This is a genomic window from Hymenobacter siberiensis, from assembly GCF_018967865.2.
GTDB lineage: Bacteria > Bacteroidota > Bacteroidia > Cytophagales > Hymenobacteraceae > Hymenobacter > Hymenobacter siberiensis.
Genome location: NZ_JAHLZY020000001.1, coordinates 417,115 through 433,752 on the forward strand (window position 1 = coordinate 417,115; position 16,638 = coordinate 433,752).

At 61.3% G+C, this 16,638-nt stretch carries 12 protein-coding genes; 8 read left to right on the forward strand and 4 right to left on the reverse strand.

Annotated features, from left to right (window positions below):
- The first annotated feature begins 24 nt into the window (after window positions 1–24).
- Together gpmI and KQ659_RS01770 are read left to right on the forward strand one after the other, a co-directional pair.
- Window positions 25–1,569 (forward strand): 2,3-bisphosphoglycerate-independent phosphoglycerate mutase, encoded by a 1,545-nt coding sequence (gpmI, locus tag KQ659_RS01765; RefSeq protein ID WP_216679069.1) that lies wholly within the window; start codon window positions 25–27, stop codon window positions 1,567–1,569.
- Window positions 1,562–2,143, forward strand: a complete 582-nt coding sequence (locus KQ659_RS01770) for a hypothetical protein (RefSeq protein ID WP_216679068.1) — start codon at window positions 1,562–1,564, stop codon at window positions 2,141–2,143. Before gpmI ends, KQ659_RS01770 begins: the two co-directional genes overlap by 8 nt.
- 141 nt (window positions 2,144–2,284) lie before the next feature.
- Here the strand turns inward: KQ659_RS01770 and KQ659_RS01775 are convergent, their stop codons facing one another.
- A complete protein-coding gene (locus tag KQ659_RS01775; RefSeq protein WP_216679067.1) occupies window positions 2,285–3,841 on the reverse strand; it encodes a hypothetical protein in 1,557 nt (518 codons plus the stop codon).
- Between the two features lie 266 nt (window positions 3,842–4,107).
- Entirely contained in the window at window positions 4,108–5,181 is a 1,074-nt protein-coding gene (prfA, locus tag KQ659_RS01780) for a peptide chain release factor 1 (RefSeq protein ID WP_216679066.1), read from the reverse strand.
- Window positions 5,182–5,529: 348 nt separating this feature from the next.
- Here prfA and thrA point away from each other — a divergent pair, with 348 nt between their 5' ends.
- From thrA to KQ659_RS01810, 6 genes are all read left to right on the forward strand, one after another.
- Window positions 5,530–7,983, forward strand: a complete 2,454-nt coding sequence (gene thrA, locus KQ659_RS01785; protein ID WP_216679065.1) for a bifunctional aspartate kinase/homoserine dehydrogenase I — start codon at window positions 5,530–5,532, stop codon at window positions 7,981–7,983.
- 87 nt (window positions 7,984–8,070) lie between these two features.
- The gene (locus tag KQ659_RS01790) at window positions 8,071–8,997 is read left to right on the forward strand and encodes a homoserine kinase (protein ID WP_216685507.1); all 927 of its coding nucleotides are present in this window, start codon (window positions 8,071–8,073) and stop codon (window positions 8,995–8,997) included.
- Between the two features lie 182 nt (window positions 8,998–9,179).
- Entirely contained in the window at window positions 9,180–10,475 is a 1,296-nt protein-coding gene (thrC, locus tag KQ659_RS01795) for a threonine synthase (protein WP_216679063.1), read from the forward strand.
- A gap of 72 nt (window positions 10,476–10,547) precedes the next feature.
- Complete coding sequence (locus KQ659_RS01800) at window positions 10,548–11,240, forward strand: c-type heme family protein (RefSeq protein ID WP_216679062.1); 693 nt, start codon at window positions 10,548–10,550, stop codon at window positions 11,238–11,240.
- The gene (locus tag KQ659_RS01805; protein ID WP_216690388.1) at window positions 11,207–11,830 is read left to right on the forward strand and encodes a hypothetical protein; all 624 of its coding nucleotides are present in this window, start codon (window positions 11,207–11,209) and stop codon (window positions 11,828–11,830) included. The genes KQ659_RS01800 and KQ659_RS01805 overlap by 34 nt, the downstream gene beginning before the upstream one ends.
- Window positions 11,831–11,860: 30 nt before the next feature.
- Window positions 11,861–13,162 carry a protoporphyrinogen/coproporphyrinogen oxidase gene (locus KQ659_RS01810; protein WP_216690387.1) on the forward strand — a complete coding sequence of 434 codons (1,302 nt, stop codon included), beginning with the start codon at window positions 11,861–11,863 and terminating at the stop codon, window positions 13,160–13,162.
- A 77-nt stretch (window positions 13,163–13,239) separates the two neighbouring features.
- On the opposite strand, the gene KQ659_RS01815 is transcribed toward KQ659_RS01810, so the two are convergent.
- Complete coding sequence (locus tag KQ659_RS01815; RefSeq protein WP_216690386.1) at window positions 13,240–14,655, reverse strand: MFS transporter; 1,416 nt, start codon at window positions 14,653–14,655, stop codon at window positions 13,240–13,242.
- A 93-nt stretch (window positions 14,656–14,748) separates the two neighbouring features.
- A complete protein-coding gene (locus tag KQ659_RS01820) occupies window positions 14,749–16,572 on the reverse strand; it encodes an alpha-amylase family protein (RefSeq protein ID WP_216690385.1) in 1,824 nt (607 codons plus the stop codon).
- Window positions 16,573–16,638 lie beyond the last annotated feature (66 nt).

A 16,638-nucleotide genomic window follows, 5' to 3' on the forward strand; every position in this document is an offset into this window, starting at 1 on the left:
GCGGGGCCGCCGTATCTTTGCAGCATGAGTAAGCAGGTATTATTGGTAATTCTGGATGGATGGGGTATTGCCCCGAATACGGCAGTTTCGGCAGTAGATGCGGCTAGTACGCCGTTCTTTCACGAGCTGTTGCAACGCTTCCCGCACAGTACGCTGCAAGCCTCGGGCGAAGCCGTGGGCCTGCCCGAGGGGCAGATGGGCAACTCCGAAGTGGGCCATATGAACATCGGGGCCGGCCGCGTGGTGAACCAGGAGCTGGTACGCATCGGTAAGTCCATCCGGGAGCGCAAGCTGGGCCAGATGCCCGCGCTGGTAAAAGCCTTTGAGTATGCCATTGCCAATGATAAGCCCCTGCACCTGATTGGTTTGCTTTCTGATGGCGGCGTGCATTCGCACATCGACCATGTGAAGGCGCTCTGCACCGTTGCCCACGAGGCGGGTGTACGGCGCGTGTTCGTGCATGCCTTCACCGATGGCCGCGACACCGACCCCAAGAGTGGTGTGCGCTTCGTGAATGAGCTGGAAGAGTCGATAGTGCGCAGCGGGGCCAAAATCGCCTCGGTGGTGGGCCGCTACTACGCCATGGACCGCGACCGCCGCTGGGAGCGCGTGAAGGTGGCCTACGACTTGCTGGTGAACGGCATCGGCACGCCCTCGCAAAACTTGATTCAAACCATTCAGGAGCAGTACAAGGACGGCGTGACGGATGAGTTCCTGAAGCCCATCGTGAAGACCGGGGCCGATGGCCAGCCGCTGGCCACCATTGAGGACGGCGACGTGGTGCTGTGCTTCAACTTCCGCACCGACCGGGGCCGCGAAATCACGGAAGTGCTGACACAGCAGGATATGAACGCCTTCCAGATGCAGCGCCTCAACCTGCATTATCTCACCCTCACCAACTACGACGACACCTTTGTGGGCGTGACGCCCATTTTTGAGAAGGACAACCTGAACAACACGCTGGGTGAAGTGCTGGCTGCGCACGGCAAAACCCAGATTCGCATTGCCGAAACTGAGAAGTATCCGCACGTCACGTTCTTTTTCTCGGGTGGCCGGGAGAATGAATTTGCCGGCGAAACGCGAATCCTGCGGGCCTCGCCCAAAGTGGCGACCTACGACCTGCAGCCCGAGATGAGCGCCGCCGAGCTGCGCGACGCCCTGATACCGGAGCTGCAGGCCAAGTCGGCCGATTTCGTGGTGCTGAACTTCGCCAACCCCGACATGGTGGGCCACACCGGCGTGTTCGAGGCCGTGGTGAAAGCCGTGGAAACGACCGATGCCTGCGCCCGCGCCGTGGTAGAAGCGGCCCTGGAGGCCGGCTACGCCAGCATCATCATTGCCGACCACGGCAATGCCGAGTTCATGCGCAACGCCGACGGCTCGCCCAACACCGCCCACACCACCAACCTGGTGCCCTGCATTCTGGCCGACAGCGACTACCACGGCACCCTGGCCGATGGCAAGCTCGGCGACCTGGCTCCCACCATTCTGGAGCTGATGGGCGTGCCCAAGCCGGCCGAGATGACGGGCCTGAGCATGCTGCGGCCCAACACTCCTGCGAATGCGTAAGCGCGGCCTGGTAATAGGCGGGTGGGCTACGGGCGTAGTGCTGCTGGCCGGCTGTGGCGATGCCGGCCCGGCCGCGCCCGCTGCCCGCCAGCCGCTGTACTTCGATGTGAAAGGCCTGCTCACGCAGCAGGTAGCGCAGCTGGAGAAGCGCCATGCGGCCGTGACCAAGCACGTAAGCCTGCGCGGCAACGCGCCCGAAACTGTGCGCGTGCCCGCCGTGAAATGGAATGACGAGCTCCAGATTTTCTTCCAGGCTGATATCAACAAAGCCGCCCTGCGCGGGGCCTATGCCGTCGACTCGGTGGCGCTTCCCGATGGACGCCTGCGCCGCACCTACACGCGCCGGCCGGGCCAGCCCAACGCGCCCGTGGCCAGCCTGACAGTGGTGCAGCAAGGCGCGGTACCGCAGGAAATCGCGGCTACCATTATCCAGAACAACCCGCTATTTTCGGCGCAAAAGCAGCTGCGCGTGCAGCTGGAAAACGGCCAGCTGCGCACCTACAAAGTGGTGGGAACCCAGAAGCTGGTGCTGTTCGACACGCTGCACTATTCGGCGGCCGGGCGGGTGGAGTAGTTTCCAGGGTGGTGCATCGGGCCGGATAGTAGCGCGAACTCTGTAGTTCGCGTTTTCGTGCCATTCGAACGGCTTTTAGCGGCGCGGGGACGCGAACTACAAAGTTCGCGCTACGGCTAGAATAACCTGATTCAACGGCGCTTACTTGTGCTCGTAGGCCCCCAGGCTGGGGAATGTCAGGTTGCGCGGCAGGTTGATGAGGTCGCGAGGGGGCGTGGTAGAGCCAATGGCTTTGGCGCGGCGGGGCGCGGTAGCCGGCGAGGTGGCTTGCAGGGTGTAATCGGGCCGGCTGCTGCTGAGCGACGTGCGGACAAACAGCGGGTCGATGTTGACGATATTGAAGCGGGTGGGAAAGGCCAGACCGGGGGTGCCGGTAGCGTCCGAAGCAGCGCCGTACTCCTTGGTACGCAGCAGCGAATTCAGGATGCTGAACGTAAACGTGGGGTCGCCGTTGTTCTGCAAATACAACTCATCCTCAAAAGAGCCCCACACGATGGAATTGCGAATGGTGACACTAGTTGGCAGTTTTGGCGGGGATTTCAGGGCGTCGTCTACGTTGGTGAACGTGAGGGAGGACGTTTCGCGCCGAAAGGCCGGCGTGTAGTTGGCAATGGTGCAGAAGTTCAAATCGTAGGAGCCGCCGATGCCCACCATCGCATATTCGCCGCAGTTGGTGAAGAGGCAGTTGGTGGCCGCCACATCGCCGGAATAGCTGATGACGCCGCCGCCGGTACCGGGGTTTGCATTGGCAAATGACACATTCGACCCCGAGATATTGCGAAAAACGGTGTTATTCAGGGCCAGGGTGGGGTGGGGCGTCAGGCCGTCGCGGTTATAGAGCAGCGCGCCGAAAGTGGCGTTCTTGATTTCGGTATAGCGAATGCTGTTGTTGCGGCTGGTGCTGCTGAAAATAATGCCGCCCCACTGGCTGGGAATGTCGCCGTAGAACGGCTCCAGCCGGTCGCCCTGGAAGCGCACGATGTTGGCGTTGGTAGCCTTCACGGTATCGGTCGCGCCGGAGCCGGGCACGAAGTCGTCGTTCACCCGCAGCGTGCCGTTCACCTGCAGATAGGAGCCGGCGTGGGCGTAAATGCGGGCACCTTTGGGAATAGTCAGCGTGACTCCCTGGCCCACCAGCACCCCGAATGAAACGGGAGCTTGGCCCGGCGTCAGCACCCGGTTGGCATTGATGATGACGTGGGGCTTGTCGGTGCGCCAGGTAGTGCTGGTGGTGACATAATCGGCGCGGTGGAAATAGGCATTTTGCCCGAAGGCCACCACCTTCACGTTCTGCTCGTTGCCGTTGGTGCGGAAATTCACTTGGTCTTCCAGCAGAAAGGGCTTGTCCTTGCCGTTGTCGCCGAGCACGGCGCGCACCAGCACCAGCAGGCTGTCGTTGCCCCGGATGGTAATGCCGCTGATGGTGGCGCCGGCATCGCCATTGATAATCAGCGAGTACGTGGAACCCAGCCTGCCGGCCAGGCTCACGTCGGTTTTCACCGCGCCGCTGTTGCGGTTGTACACCCACAGGCGCTTCGTCACCGTCTGGATGGTGGTGAATACCGTGTCAAACTTCACCGTGTCGGTGGCAAATGCCAGGCTACCGGATGTTTGCACCAAGTCTTCCTTCGGCTCGCAGCCGGGTAGGAAGGTGAGCAGGCAGCTCAGGACCAGAAACAGCGGGAAGAGGTGGCGCATAGAAGGCGTTGGGCGGTCAACTCCCCTCCTTACCAAGGAGGGGACGCGGCCGCGAAGCGGGCGCTGGGGTGGTTGGGGGCGTTGAACGCTGGGCGTTGGGAAATGAGTATGTTTAAGGAAGTGCGAGTGTGAAGGACGGTATTGTTCAACATCAGTCGTTCAACGCCCCCAATCACCCCCGTCTTTGCTTCGCAAAAACTCCCCTCCTTGGTAAGGAGGGGAGTTGGTCGTTGGGGCAGTTCCCGCTCCTCACTTCCTGCTTCCACTTATTTCGTCACGCCTTCCTGCAGGCGCTCGGCGCTTTCGGCAATGCGGAGCTGCTCTACGAAGTCGTCGACGTTGCCTTCCATCACGCTGGCCAGGTTATACACCGTGTAGCCGATGCGGTGGTCGGTGACGCGGCCCTGGGGGTAGTTGTAGGTGCGGATTTTATCGGAACGGTCGCCACCGCCAATCATGCTTTTGCGCACTAAGCCGTCGGCTTCGTTCTTCTTGGCTAGCTCCATGTCGTACACGCGGGAGCGGAGTACGGCAAGGGCTTTATCGAAGTTTTTGAGTTGCGATTTCTGGTCCTGGCACTGGGCCACGAGGCCGGAGGGCAAATGGGTGAGGCGCACGGCCGAGTACGTGGTGTTTACGGACTGGCCGCCGGGGCCGCTGGAGCAGAAATAGTCCTTGCGGATATCGCCCATGTTCAGCTCGATGTCGAACTCTTCGACTTCGGGAATAACCACGATGGAGGCCACGCTGGTGTGAATACGGCCCTGGGTTTCGGTGGCCGGCACGCGCTGCACGCGGTGCACGCCACTTTCAAACTTGAGCTTGCCGTACACATCCTCGCCGCGCACGGCCACGATGATTTCCTTGTAGCCGCCGGCGGTGCCTTCCATGGCGTCGATGAGCTCCATTTTCCAGTTCTGCTTTTCGGCGAAGCGCATGTACATGCGCTGCAAATCGCCGGCAAACAGGGCGGCTTCGTCGCCGCCCGCGCCGGCCCGGATTTCCATGATGACGTCCTTGGAGTCATTCGGGTCCTTGGGCAGCAGCAGGTCTTTGATGAGCACTTCGAGGCGCTCCTGCTCGGGCATCAGCTCATCGAGCTCAGCCTTGGCCATTTCGCGGAAGTCCTGGTCTTTTTCGGTGGCCACGACTTCGCGGGCATTTTCGATGTTGCTGAGCACCTGCTGGTAGTTGCGGTACTGCGTCACAATCTTGCCCAGGTCCTTGTATTCCTTGTTCAGGGATTTGTAGCGCTTCAGGTCCGACATCACGTCGGGCTGCATCAGCTCATCGTTGACGTTTTCGTAGCGCTGGTTGATGGCTTCTAGTTTATCGAGCATCGGGTGTTCGGGAAATAATCAGATAGTGTGCAAAGATACGGATTCTAAACACCGCTATTCAGCACGTTGGTTCGCGGGATTTGACGGGAGAAGCCCATCGGCGGGCCGGTACCCCGAATAAACCGCAGAATGGATGCGGGAAATGGCCGTGCCGCGCCCTACATTGCGCCTGTCTGTTTGGGTGTGGCCGGGGCCGGGCAATGGAGTAGCAAGGCTATTCCGGCCCGGTTCTTACCCTACCAAACAGTTTTTTTACGCCCTTGGGCGTTTCCGCTCAAGCTTTCAAACTCTTCTGGTTTCGCACTTCCCACCCAAGCGGCACCGCAACTTCACTAACCAGAAACTGCAATGCAAGTGTTGAAATTTGGAGGCACGTCGGTGGCCTCCGCCGAGAATATCCGCAAGTCGCTGGCCATTGTAGCCACGGCTGCTGAGCGCGGGCCAGTTGTAATGGTCGTGTCGGCGCTGGGTGGGACCACCGATGCGCTGATTAACGTAGGGCGAACCGCTGCGACTGGCGGCAGTCTGCGAGACATCGACGTTAATAAGATGCTAACCGATATACTGCAGCGGCATGGAGACGCAGCGTATCAGCTATTGCCTGATACGCCAATGGAAGAAATTGGCGATTTAAGTAATCAATTCGTTGAGATAATCAATATTTACAAAGGCATTTCTGCTCTTGGTGAACTATCTAAACGCACCCTTGACCGGCTGATGAGCTACGGCGAGCTGCTGTCGTCGCAACTGATTGCCGCGACTGCGCAGGCGCAAGGTCTGGATGCCGTATGGGCCGATGCCCGGCAGCTCATTCGCACCAATTCCCACTTCGGAATGGCCGAAGTGGATATGGCCACGACTCAAAAGCAAGTGGCTGATTTCAAGTCCCAAAACCCGGCGAAAATCTGGGTCGTGCCCGGCTTCATCGCCGCCGATGCCCACGGCACCACTACCACGCTGGGCCGCGGCGGCTCCGACTACACGGCGGCGATTCTGGCCGCCGCGCTGGATGCGGAAAAGCTCGAAATCTGGACCGACGTGAGCGGCATGATGACCGCCGACCCGCGCCTCGTGCGCAGCGCCCGGCCCATTGCGCACATTTCGTATCAGGAGGCTATGGAGCTATCGCACTTTGGGGCGAAGGTGCTTTATCCGCCTACTATTCAGCCCGTCATGCAGCGCGGAATTCCGCTCTGGATTAAAAACACTTTCGCGCCCGACGATTACGGCACGCTGGTGGAAGTGGAGCCGCCACGCACGCCGGCCGTGGTGCAGGGTATTTCCAGCATCGGCAACCTGACTCTGCTGAACCTGGAAGGCAGCGGCATGGTGGGCATCCCCGGCTTCTCGAAGCGGCTGTTTGAGGCGCTGGCCCGGGAGCGCATCAACGTGATTCTCATTACCCAAAGCTCTTCCGAGCATTCTATTTGCGTGGGCGTGAACACGCCGGATGCCGCGCCGGCCCAGGTGGCCGTGGATGAGGAGTTTGCCACGGAAATCGCGGCCGGCCGCATCGAGCCGCTGCGGCCCGAGCGGGACCTCGCCATTGTGGCGCTGGTGGGCGAGAATATGAAAAATCACCCCGGCATCAGCGGCAAGCTGTTTGGGGCACTGGGGCAGAATGGGGTGAACATCCGGGCCATTGCGCAGGGCGCTTCGGAGAAGAATATTTCGACCGTAATTCGGGCTGCTGATGTGCGCAAGGCCATCAACGTGCTGCACGAAGCCTTTTTTGAGTCTACCAAGAAGCAGGTGAACTTGTTTATTCTCGGGCCGGGCAACGTGGGCAGCAAATTGCTGGAGCAGCTGGCGCGGCAACAGGCACACCTACTCGAAAAGCTGGGCTTGCAGGTGCGCGTGGTGGCCATTGCCAACAGCCGCCACTGCCTGGTGGATGAAAACGGCCTCGACCTCACGGCCTGGCCCGAAGAGCTGGCCCAGGCCCCGGCCCAGACGCTGGCCGAGTTTACCCAGCTTATCATTGCCCGCAACCTGCGCAACTCCATCTTCGTGGATGTGACAGCCAACCCGGCCGCCGCCGGCATCTACGCCGATTTGCTGGCCAAGAGCGTGGCCATCGTGGCTTGTAATAAAGTGGCCGCCTCGTCGGACTACGCGCACTACGCCCGCCTCAAAATCCTGTCGAAGGAGTTCAACGCCAGCTACTTGTTTGAAACCAACGTGGGCGCGGCCCTGCCCATTATCGGCACGTTGAACGACCTCACGCGCAGCGGCGACGTGGTGCGGCGCATGGAGGCCGTGCTTTCGGGCACGCTCAACTTTGTGTTCAATAACTACGACGGTACCCGGCCCTTTGCCGACGTGGTGCGCCAGGCCCAGACCGAAGGCTACACTGAGCCCGACCCGCGCCTTGACCTGAGCGGCTCGGACGTAGCCCGCAAAATCCTCATCCTCGCCCGGGAGGCCGGCCAGGTAATGGAAATGGCGGATATTGAAATCGAAACTTTCCTGCCGCCGGCCTGTCTCGAAGGCGACGTGGAAGCTTTCTATACCCAGATGGCGGCGCACGAAAGCCACTTCAAGGCGCTGTATGAGGCGGCTTCGGCGGCCGGCAAGCGCCTGAAATTCGTGGCCCGCTACGCCGATGGCCACGCCGCCGTGGGCCTCCAGCAGGTAGCGCCCGGGCATGATTTATACGACCTGCGCGGCAAGGACAACGTGGTGCTGTTTTACACCGACCGCTACGTCGACCAGCCGCTGGTGGTGAAGGGCGCCGGGGCGGGAGCGGAGGTCACGGCCTCGGGGGTGTTTGCAGACATTATCCGCGCCGCAAGGCTTTGATTTAATTAACAGTTAACAGTTAACAATTAACAATTGGGTGATGAAGGGTGCCGGGCATTCCTAATTCTTAATTGTTAATTCAACATAATGCCTGATTCCGTTCTCGTTCATTCCCCTGCCACGCTCTCCAACCTTGGCTGTGGTTTCGATGTATTTGGCCTGTCGTTGGCCGCGCCCTACGATACCATTCGCCTCACGCGCAGCGCCACGCCGGGCGTCCGCATCCAGCATCTCGACCCCTATAACCTGCCCACCGACCCGCTGCACAACGTGGCCGGTGTGGCCCTACTGGCGCTGCTAAAAGAAGTGCCGGAAGCTGTGGGCTTCGACATGGAAATCACCAAAGGCATCAAGCCGGGCAGCGGCGTGGGCAGCAGCGCCGCCAGCGCCGCCGGCGCGGTGGTGGCTGCTAATGCCCTGCTGGGCAACCGCTTTACAAAAATGCAGCTCGTGGATTTTGCGATGGAAGGGGAGGCCGTAGCCTCCGGAGCACGCCACGCCGATAACATCGCGCCGGCCATTTTCGGCGGCTTCACGGTGGTGCGGGCCTTGGAGCCGGCCATTGATATTATTGCCTTGCCCGCGCCGCCACTGTGGGTGGCCGTGGTGCATCCGCAGATTGAGCTGAAAACCAGCGACTCGCGCAAGGTGCTGCCGGCCACCGTGCCGCTGGGCCTGGCCGTGCGCCAGTGGGCCAACGTGGCCGGACTGGTAGCCGGCTTTATGATGGCGGATTACGACCTTATCGGCCGCTCGCTCGACGACTACATTGTGGAGCCGGCGCGGCTGCCGCTCATTCCCGGCCTGGCCGAGGCGCGGGCGCGGGCGCTGGCGTTGGGGGCCATTGGCGGTGGCATCTCGGGCTCGGGGCCGTCGATTTTTATGCTGAACCGGACGGAGGCAACGGCGCAGGCCGTGGGCACGGCCATGGGCAGCGTATTCACGGAACTGAAAATTGAATGCAACGTGTACGTGGGGCCGGTGGGCACCACGGGGGCGCGGGTGGTGGGGTAGTCGTTCGCCCATTCGCCTCACCCCCTGCCCCCATCTCCGATGGAGAGGGGATACCGGAAATACTCTCCACGACTTATGCCGTAACGTCGTCTTCACGAATCGGTTCTCCCTCTCCATCGGAGAGGGGGGCAGGGGGTGAGGCGAATGGGCGAACGACGCTTTTGCATTTATAAAGCCTGAAAATGAAATACTACAGCCTCCGCCACCAGTCGCCGCTGGTTGATTTTCGCACGGCCACCATCACCGGGCAGGCTCCGGATGGCGGCCTGTATTTCCCCGAAAGCATCCCGAAATTCTCTGCGGATTTCCGGCGCGAATTGCGCAGCCTGAGCAAGGCTACCGTGGCATTCAATGTGATGCGGCCTTACGTGGGCAGCACCATTGCCGAGGCCGACTTGCAGCGCATCTGCGCCGAGGCGGTGGACTTTGACTTTCCGCTGGTGCCGGTGGTGGCGGGCGTGTCGGCGCTGGAGCTGTTTCATGGGCCTACTTTGGCGTTTAAGGACGTGGGGGCGCGGTTTATGAGTCGCTGCCTGGGCTACTTCGCCCAGCACGGCGACACGCCGCCCGTGACCGTGCTGGTAGCCACTTCCGGCGATACCGGCGGGGCCGTGGCCAGCGGCTTTCTGGGCGTGCCGGGCGTGGAAGTGGTGATACTCTACCCCAAAGGCAAGGTGAGCCCCGTACAGGAGCAGCAGCTCACCACCCTGGGCCAGAATATTACGGCGCTGGAAGTGAGCGGTACGTTCGACGACTGCCAGGCGCTGGTGAAACAGGCGTTTCTGGACCCCGAGCTGGCGCAAAAACGCTTCCTAACCTCGGCCAACAGCATCAACGTGGCGCGGTGGCTGCCGCAGCAGCTCTACTACTGCTTTGCCATGCAGCAGTGGTCAGCCGGGGCACCCGCGCCGGTAGTGGCGGTGCCGAGCGGCAACTTTGGCAACCTGTGCGCGGGGCTGCTTGCCCAGGCCTCGGGGCTGGGATTGGGGCACTTCATCGCGGCCTGCAACGCCAACGAGCCGGTGCCCGCCTACCTGCGCACGGGCACCTACGAGCCCCGGCCGGCCGTGCCCACCTTTTCCAACGCCATGGACGTGGGCAACCCCAGCAACTTCGTACGTATTCTGGAGCTGTTTGATAACGACCTGAATAAGCTGCGCGCCGCCCTCGGTGCCGATACCGTGAGCGACGCCGATACGGTGGCCGCCATCCGGCAGGTGTGGGAGCGAGACGAGTATCTGCTCGACCCGCACGGTGCGGTGGCCTACACGGCGCTGCGCCGCTACCAGGCCCAACACGCGGGCGCGGCGGGCCTGATTCTGGCCACGGCGCACCCCGTGAAGTTCCCCGACGTGGTAGAGCCCATCCTCGGCCGCGCCATCGAGCTGCCGGCCGTAGTGCAGGTCTTGCAGGGGCGGGCTAAACGAAGTGTGCCGCTGGCGGTTAACTACGAAGAGTTGAAAGCCTACCTGATGTAGCCCGGCGATGGCCCTGGCCATTGGTGCGGCGGTTCAGACTTTTGTGTAAAATCAGTTCTAATGCCCGTGTTCGTGAAATCCCTGTTGTCCAAAATTGCCTTGTCGGCGCTGGTGTTCGCCGCCGCTGCCGCCTGCCGCCCCGACCAGGTGGAGCACCTCAAAGACAGCAAGCGCATCGGCATCGAGGCCGAAAACTGGGAGGTGAAGCGCATCATGCCCAAGGACCTGCTGCACGCCACCCGCTGGGCCGGCGATTCCCTCACGGCCACCGCCGACTCGCTGCTGCGCCGCACCCTGGCCCGCGAGCTGGCCGCCGGGGGCGTGGCCCGCGCCATGGCTTTTTGCAAACCCGAAACTTACCGCGCCGTCGACTCCCTGGCCGGCGTGCTCAAGGCCACGGCCCACCGCGTGAGCGAGCGGCCCCGCAACCCCGCCAGCCAGGCCCCGCTGCTGGCCGAGGAAATGCGGCCCGATACGGTGCGGACCATCAAGCGGCTGTCGCAGGAAGTATTCTTTTACCAGCGGCCCATTGTGCTGAATAACCAGCTGTGCCTGCGCTGCCACGGCGAAGTAGGGAAGGATATTGCGGCGGCTGATTATGCCCTCATCAAGCAGAAATTCCCGCAGGACCAGGCCACCGGGTATAAGATGGGCCAGCCCATGGCGGCCTGGCAGCTCAGCCTGCAACGCAACGGCGTGGCCGAGTTCTGGACGATGAAAACCCGCAAGAAATGGAAGGAGCACAAGATGCCCAAGCTGTTTTGAGTGGTCAGCAAATGGATTTCGCCTTGCCCCTATACCTAACTGAACCTGGCAAGGGCAGGGCGCTTCAGTACCTGTCGCTGCTTTGGCTTGCGGTATGCTACTATGGCACCTTTCTGCTATTGGGCAATGCCGTGGCGGCGGGTTTCGCTTTTCTGAGCTGGCTGGCTATTTTCTTATGGATAAAGAAACGCTGGCCTTCCCCGAGGATGGTGGCGGAAGGTGCGCTGTCTAGTAAAAGCCACGAGCTGCAGCTACTCATACACGACAAGCAGCAGGTTTTCCAAATCGATGAAACGTTGCAGATAACCATCACCTATCAGGGCTTTCGGGGTGAGCAGCTGGCTCCGCGAATCTGGGCAAGTGGTTTCGATAATTTTATCCAGTTCAATGACGGCGAAACCTACCGCTTCGAGATGCCGACGGAGCAGGCGCAGGAAAATTTGCGTGGGGAGCTGCGGCGCTGGTATCTGCTGAAAGTAAGATTGAAAGAGCACCGGCGCGATGGACCAACTTTTTTGTTGCACCGTGACTTAAGCTACGAGCAGATTCAAGCGTATAAGCAGGAATTTGGCGTCAGCCTGTACGGCTGATGGACGCGCTGTTTTCACAATATTCCTCACATGAGTAGCTCTCAACTTCCCATCATCATCATTGGCGCGGGCATGGCCGGGCTGGCCTGCGCCACCTGGCTGCACCGCGCCGGCCACGCCGTGCTCGTGCTTGAAGCGGCCGATGCCGTGGGCGGCCGTGTGCGGACCGACATCACGCCCGACGGCTTCCGGCTCGACCGGGGCTTTCAGGTGATGCTCACCAACTACCCCGAGGCCCGGCGCATCTTCGACTACGGCGCGCTGAACCTGAAAAGCTTCCGCTCCGGGGCCGTTATTCGGCTGGCCGACGGGCGGCAAACCACCCTGCAAAACCCGCTGCAAGCTCCACTGGCAGCGTTTTCGGCGCTCACTTCGCCCATTGGGACGCTGTCCGATAAGCTGCGCATCCTCAGCCTGGTGCGGCACGTGCTGAAATACACGCCCGAGGAGCTGCTGGCCCGCCCGGCCACTGATACGCTCAGCTTCCTGCAGCGCTACGGCTGGAGCGAGCAGATGATAAACTCGTTTTTCAAGCCGTTTTTCGGCGGTGTTTTCCTCGATAGGCAGCTCACCACTTCCAGCAATTTCTTCGAGTTTGTATTCCAACAGTTTGTGACCGGCGAGGCGGCCGTGCCCGCTCTGGGCATGCAGCAGCTACCCGAGCAGCTGGCGGCCCACCTGCCCGCCGGCACGGTGCGCCTCAACGCGTCGGTGGCCGGCGTGGTCGATGGCACGCAAGTGCGCCTCACCACCGGCCAGGTATTGCACGGCTCGGCCGTAGTGCTGGCCACCGACGGCCTGAGCTCCCTGCGCCTGCTGGCCGGCCGCAGCGGCAACCCCGACGACAGCCTTACGGCCCAGAAACTCGGCTTTCCCACGGCCGCCCGCCTCACCACCTGCACCTACTTTGCTACGCCCGGTGGCCACTCGCCGGGCCGCAACGACAAACTGCTGCGCCTGAACGCCGGCACCAGTGCCCTGGCTCACAACGTGGCCTTCCCCGCCGATGTGAGCGGCGCTTACGCCCCCGCCGGCCGCGCCCTGATATCGGTGAGCACCCACGGCGAGCGCAGCCTCAGCGAGGAAGAGCTGACTGCCCGTCTGCGCGAGGAGCTGGCCGCCTGGTTTGGGCCGGCCGCCCGCCAGTGGGAGCACCTGCGCAGCTACCGCATCCCCACGGCGCTGCCGGTGTACCTGCCCGGCCAGCCCGTAGAACAGCCCCTGAAACTGGCCGAAACCCTCTACCGCTGCGGCGACTGGACTTCCTATCCCTCACTGAACGCGGCGCTGGCCACCGGCCGTGAAGTGGCCGAGATGATTATTAAAAGCTGATTTGTCAGGTTTATAATCCAACGAAAAAGGCCCGTTTCTGCTGAAGAAACGGGCCTTTTGGCGTTCAGGAATAAAAGCTACACTTGCGGGTTGGCGGGAGCCAGGGCATCGTAGCCCAGGGTTTCGGCGGACTCGGCTTCGGCGGGCAGGCGGATGTCGTCGGCATCGTGCACGCGCAGGGTCAGCAGACCCGCCATTATCATGGACGCGCCGCCGAGCACCAGCGTGAAGATGGGCTGGTCGTGAAACACATGCTTCGTCAGCGGCCCCAGAATTAGGCCGGCCACGCCCTGCGGAATCACGATGAAGAAGTTGAACACGCCCATGTAGTAGCCCATTTTGTTGGACGGCAGCGCGCCCGCCAGCATGGCGTAGGGCACGCTCAGGATGCTGGCCCAGGCAATGCCCACGCCCACCATCGAAATCAGGATGTAGTGGTAATCCTGGATGAAGTAAATCGAAATCAGTCCCACGCCGCCCATCACCAGGGCCAGCATGTGGGTGAAGCGGCGGCTGGTGGCGCGGGCCACCACGGGCAGCAGCAGCGCCACCACCGCCGACAGGCCGTTATACACCGAGAAGCACACGCCCACCCAGTCGCCGCCCTTGTTGTAGAGCGCCGAGGCGGTATCCGTAGTATGGAAAATGTGGCTGGTAACGGCCTGGGTGGTGTAAATCCACATCGAGAACAGTGCGAACCACGAGAAGAACTGCACCACGGCCAGCTGGCGCATGGTTTTGGGCATGTGGAAAATGCCATCGAACGACTCTTTAAGTCCGTTGGCGAAGCCGGCGGTGCGGGCCTTCTCAGCCTCGAACTCGGCCAGGTTTTCAGGCGGGTATTCCTTGGTGCGGATGATGGTCCAGAGCACGGCCAGGAAGAACACCAGGCCGCCCACATAGAAGGCGTATTTCAGCGAAAGCGAGATGTGGCCGGGCTCGGGCGTGTTGGAAACGCCGAACCAGTTGGCAAACATCCACGGCAGCGACGAGCCCACGATGGCCCCCACGCCGATGAAAAACGTTTGGGCGCCGAAGCCGGTGGTGCGCTGCTGCGAGGGCAGCAAGTCGCCGACCAGCGCCCGGAAGGGCTCCATCGAAATGTTGATGCTCGAATCGAGAATCCAGAGCATGCCGGCGGCCATCCACAGGGCCGTCACGTTGGGCATCACGATGAGCGCCAGCGAGGCCAGCAGCGCTCCCACGAAGAAGTACGGCCGGCGGCGGCCCCAGCGCGGGCTCCAGGTGCGGTCCGAGAGGTAGCCGATGACGGGCTGCACCAGCAGACCCGTGATAGGCGCGGCCAGCCAGAGGAAGGCAATTTCGTCGGTTTTGGCCCCCATTGTTTCAAAAATCCGGCTCATGTTGCTGTTTTGCAGCGCAAAGCCGAACTGAATGCCGAGGAAGCCGAAGCTCATGTTCCAGATTTGCCAGAAGCTAAGCCGGGGTTTTTCGCGGGTACTGGCGGTGGCGACGGCGGTGGGAGCAGCCATGTGGAGGAGAGGGAGAGGTGTGGGAGATGCGCCCTGAAAATGAGCGCAGTACGGACGTTGAAATTAATAATTTGCCCGAATAAATGGGCATCGTTACCGAGACTTTATCTCGAAAATATGCGCTGATAGCGGGGCCAGCGTCACGTTGAGGGCGTTGCGGGGCTCGCCCTCGGCGAGGAGGTCGGTGTAAGTATAGAATTTCTTGGTGCTCAAGCCCATGGCCGTCATGGCATCGGCCGGGATGGTGAGGACGGGCTTGTAGGTTTTATCGGCGCTGAAATTGACGACGATGAGTAGCCGCTGCTTGTCGGTGTAGCGCAGATAGGTGTAGAGATGGCGCTGGTTGTACTCCTTGCCCAGGTTGTTGGCGTCCTGCAGCTCGTAGAAGCGGCCTTTGCGGATGGCCTCACTGGTGCTGGTCACCGTCAGGAGGCGGCGGTAATAGTCGCGCAGGCTTTTTTGCTCGGGGCTGAGCTTGCCGCCATCGAACTTGCCCTGGTTCAGCCATTTCTGGTGCTCGGGCACGCCCCAGTAGTCGAAGATGCTGGTGCGGCCGTCTTCGCTGCTGAAGCCTTCGGAGCCATGGCCGGGCTCGCCCACTTCCTGCCCGAAATACAGCATCACCGGGCCGCTGGCCAGGGTGGCCGTCACGGCCATGGCCGGAATGGCGCGGCGCGGGTCGGTGGCAAAATCCTTGCTGGCGATGCGCTGCTCGTCGTGGTTTTCGAGGAAGCGCAGCATGTGCGAGGAGAAGCCGTTGCTTTCCTCTTTCCATACTTTGGTGATGTCCTCGGTGGTGCCTTCCTGACGCATCAGCTTGCGCAGGTCGTCGTACAGGCCCACTTTATCATAGAGGAAGTCGAAATGGCCCTTCTCCAGGTAGGTGCGGTATTCCTTGGGGTTGTAGGCTTCGCCGATGAATACCAGGCCGGGCTTCACCTTTTTCAGCTCGGGAATAACCCAGGCCCAGAACTCGACGGGCACCATCTCCACCATGTCGCAGCGGAAGCCGTCCACGTTCTTGCCGGTCCAGAATACGAGAATGTCGCGCATCTTCTTCCAGGTATCCGGCACGGCCTCGAAGTGCGTTTGGCGGCCATTGACGTAGTCCACGCCGTAGTTCAGCTTCACGGTTTCGAACCAGTCGTTCACACTCGGCGCATTCGTGAATACGTCGTTGCCGGTGGCCTTGGCGGGCATTTCGAAGTACTTGCCGTCCTCGCGGGGGCCTTTCAGCGGGCCGAGCGGGTTGTAGTTGGCGGGCACCACGAAGGCCTTGCCGGGCAGGTAGTAAAAGTTGTTGTTGGGCACGAAGGCCTTGGTTTTGTCATCGGTCGCGCCTAGGTCAACCACGCTCAGCGGCTTGGCATCCGACTTATAGGAGCGGGCCACATGGTTGGGGATGAAGTCCATGAGGACCTTCAGGCCGTGGTCGTGGGTGCGCTTGATGAGGGCTTCGTACTCCGACATGCGGTTTTTCACCGTCACGGCCAGGTCCGGGGCCACGTCGTAGTAGTCCTTGATGGCGTAGGGCGAGCCGGCGCGGCCTTTTACCACGTCGGCATCGTCGGCCGGGATGCCGGCGCTGGTGTAGTCCGTCATGGTGGCGTGCTCAATCACGCCGGTGTACCACACATGGCTTACCCCCAATGCTTTGATTTCGTCGAGGGCCTTGTCGGTGATGTCGTTGAACTTGCCGCAGCCGTTCTCGCCGATGGTGCCGTAGGGCTTGTTCAGGGCCACCTTGTTGCCGAACAGGCGCGTCATCAATTGGTAAATGACGAGCTTATTATCCTTCGGGACTTCGGCGGTGGTGTTGGGGTCGGTGGCTTGGGGATGTTTCTTATTCACGGGCGGGTGAGGCAACGAGAAAGCAGCCAAAGAGAGGAGGCCGCCGGCCAGCAACAGTTTTTTCATGATGCGGCAAGATAAGGGAGTTTTGAGTGTTGATGGTTGAATGTTAAGTGTATGATATCCTGCAAA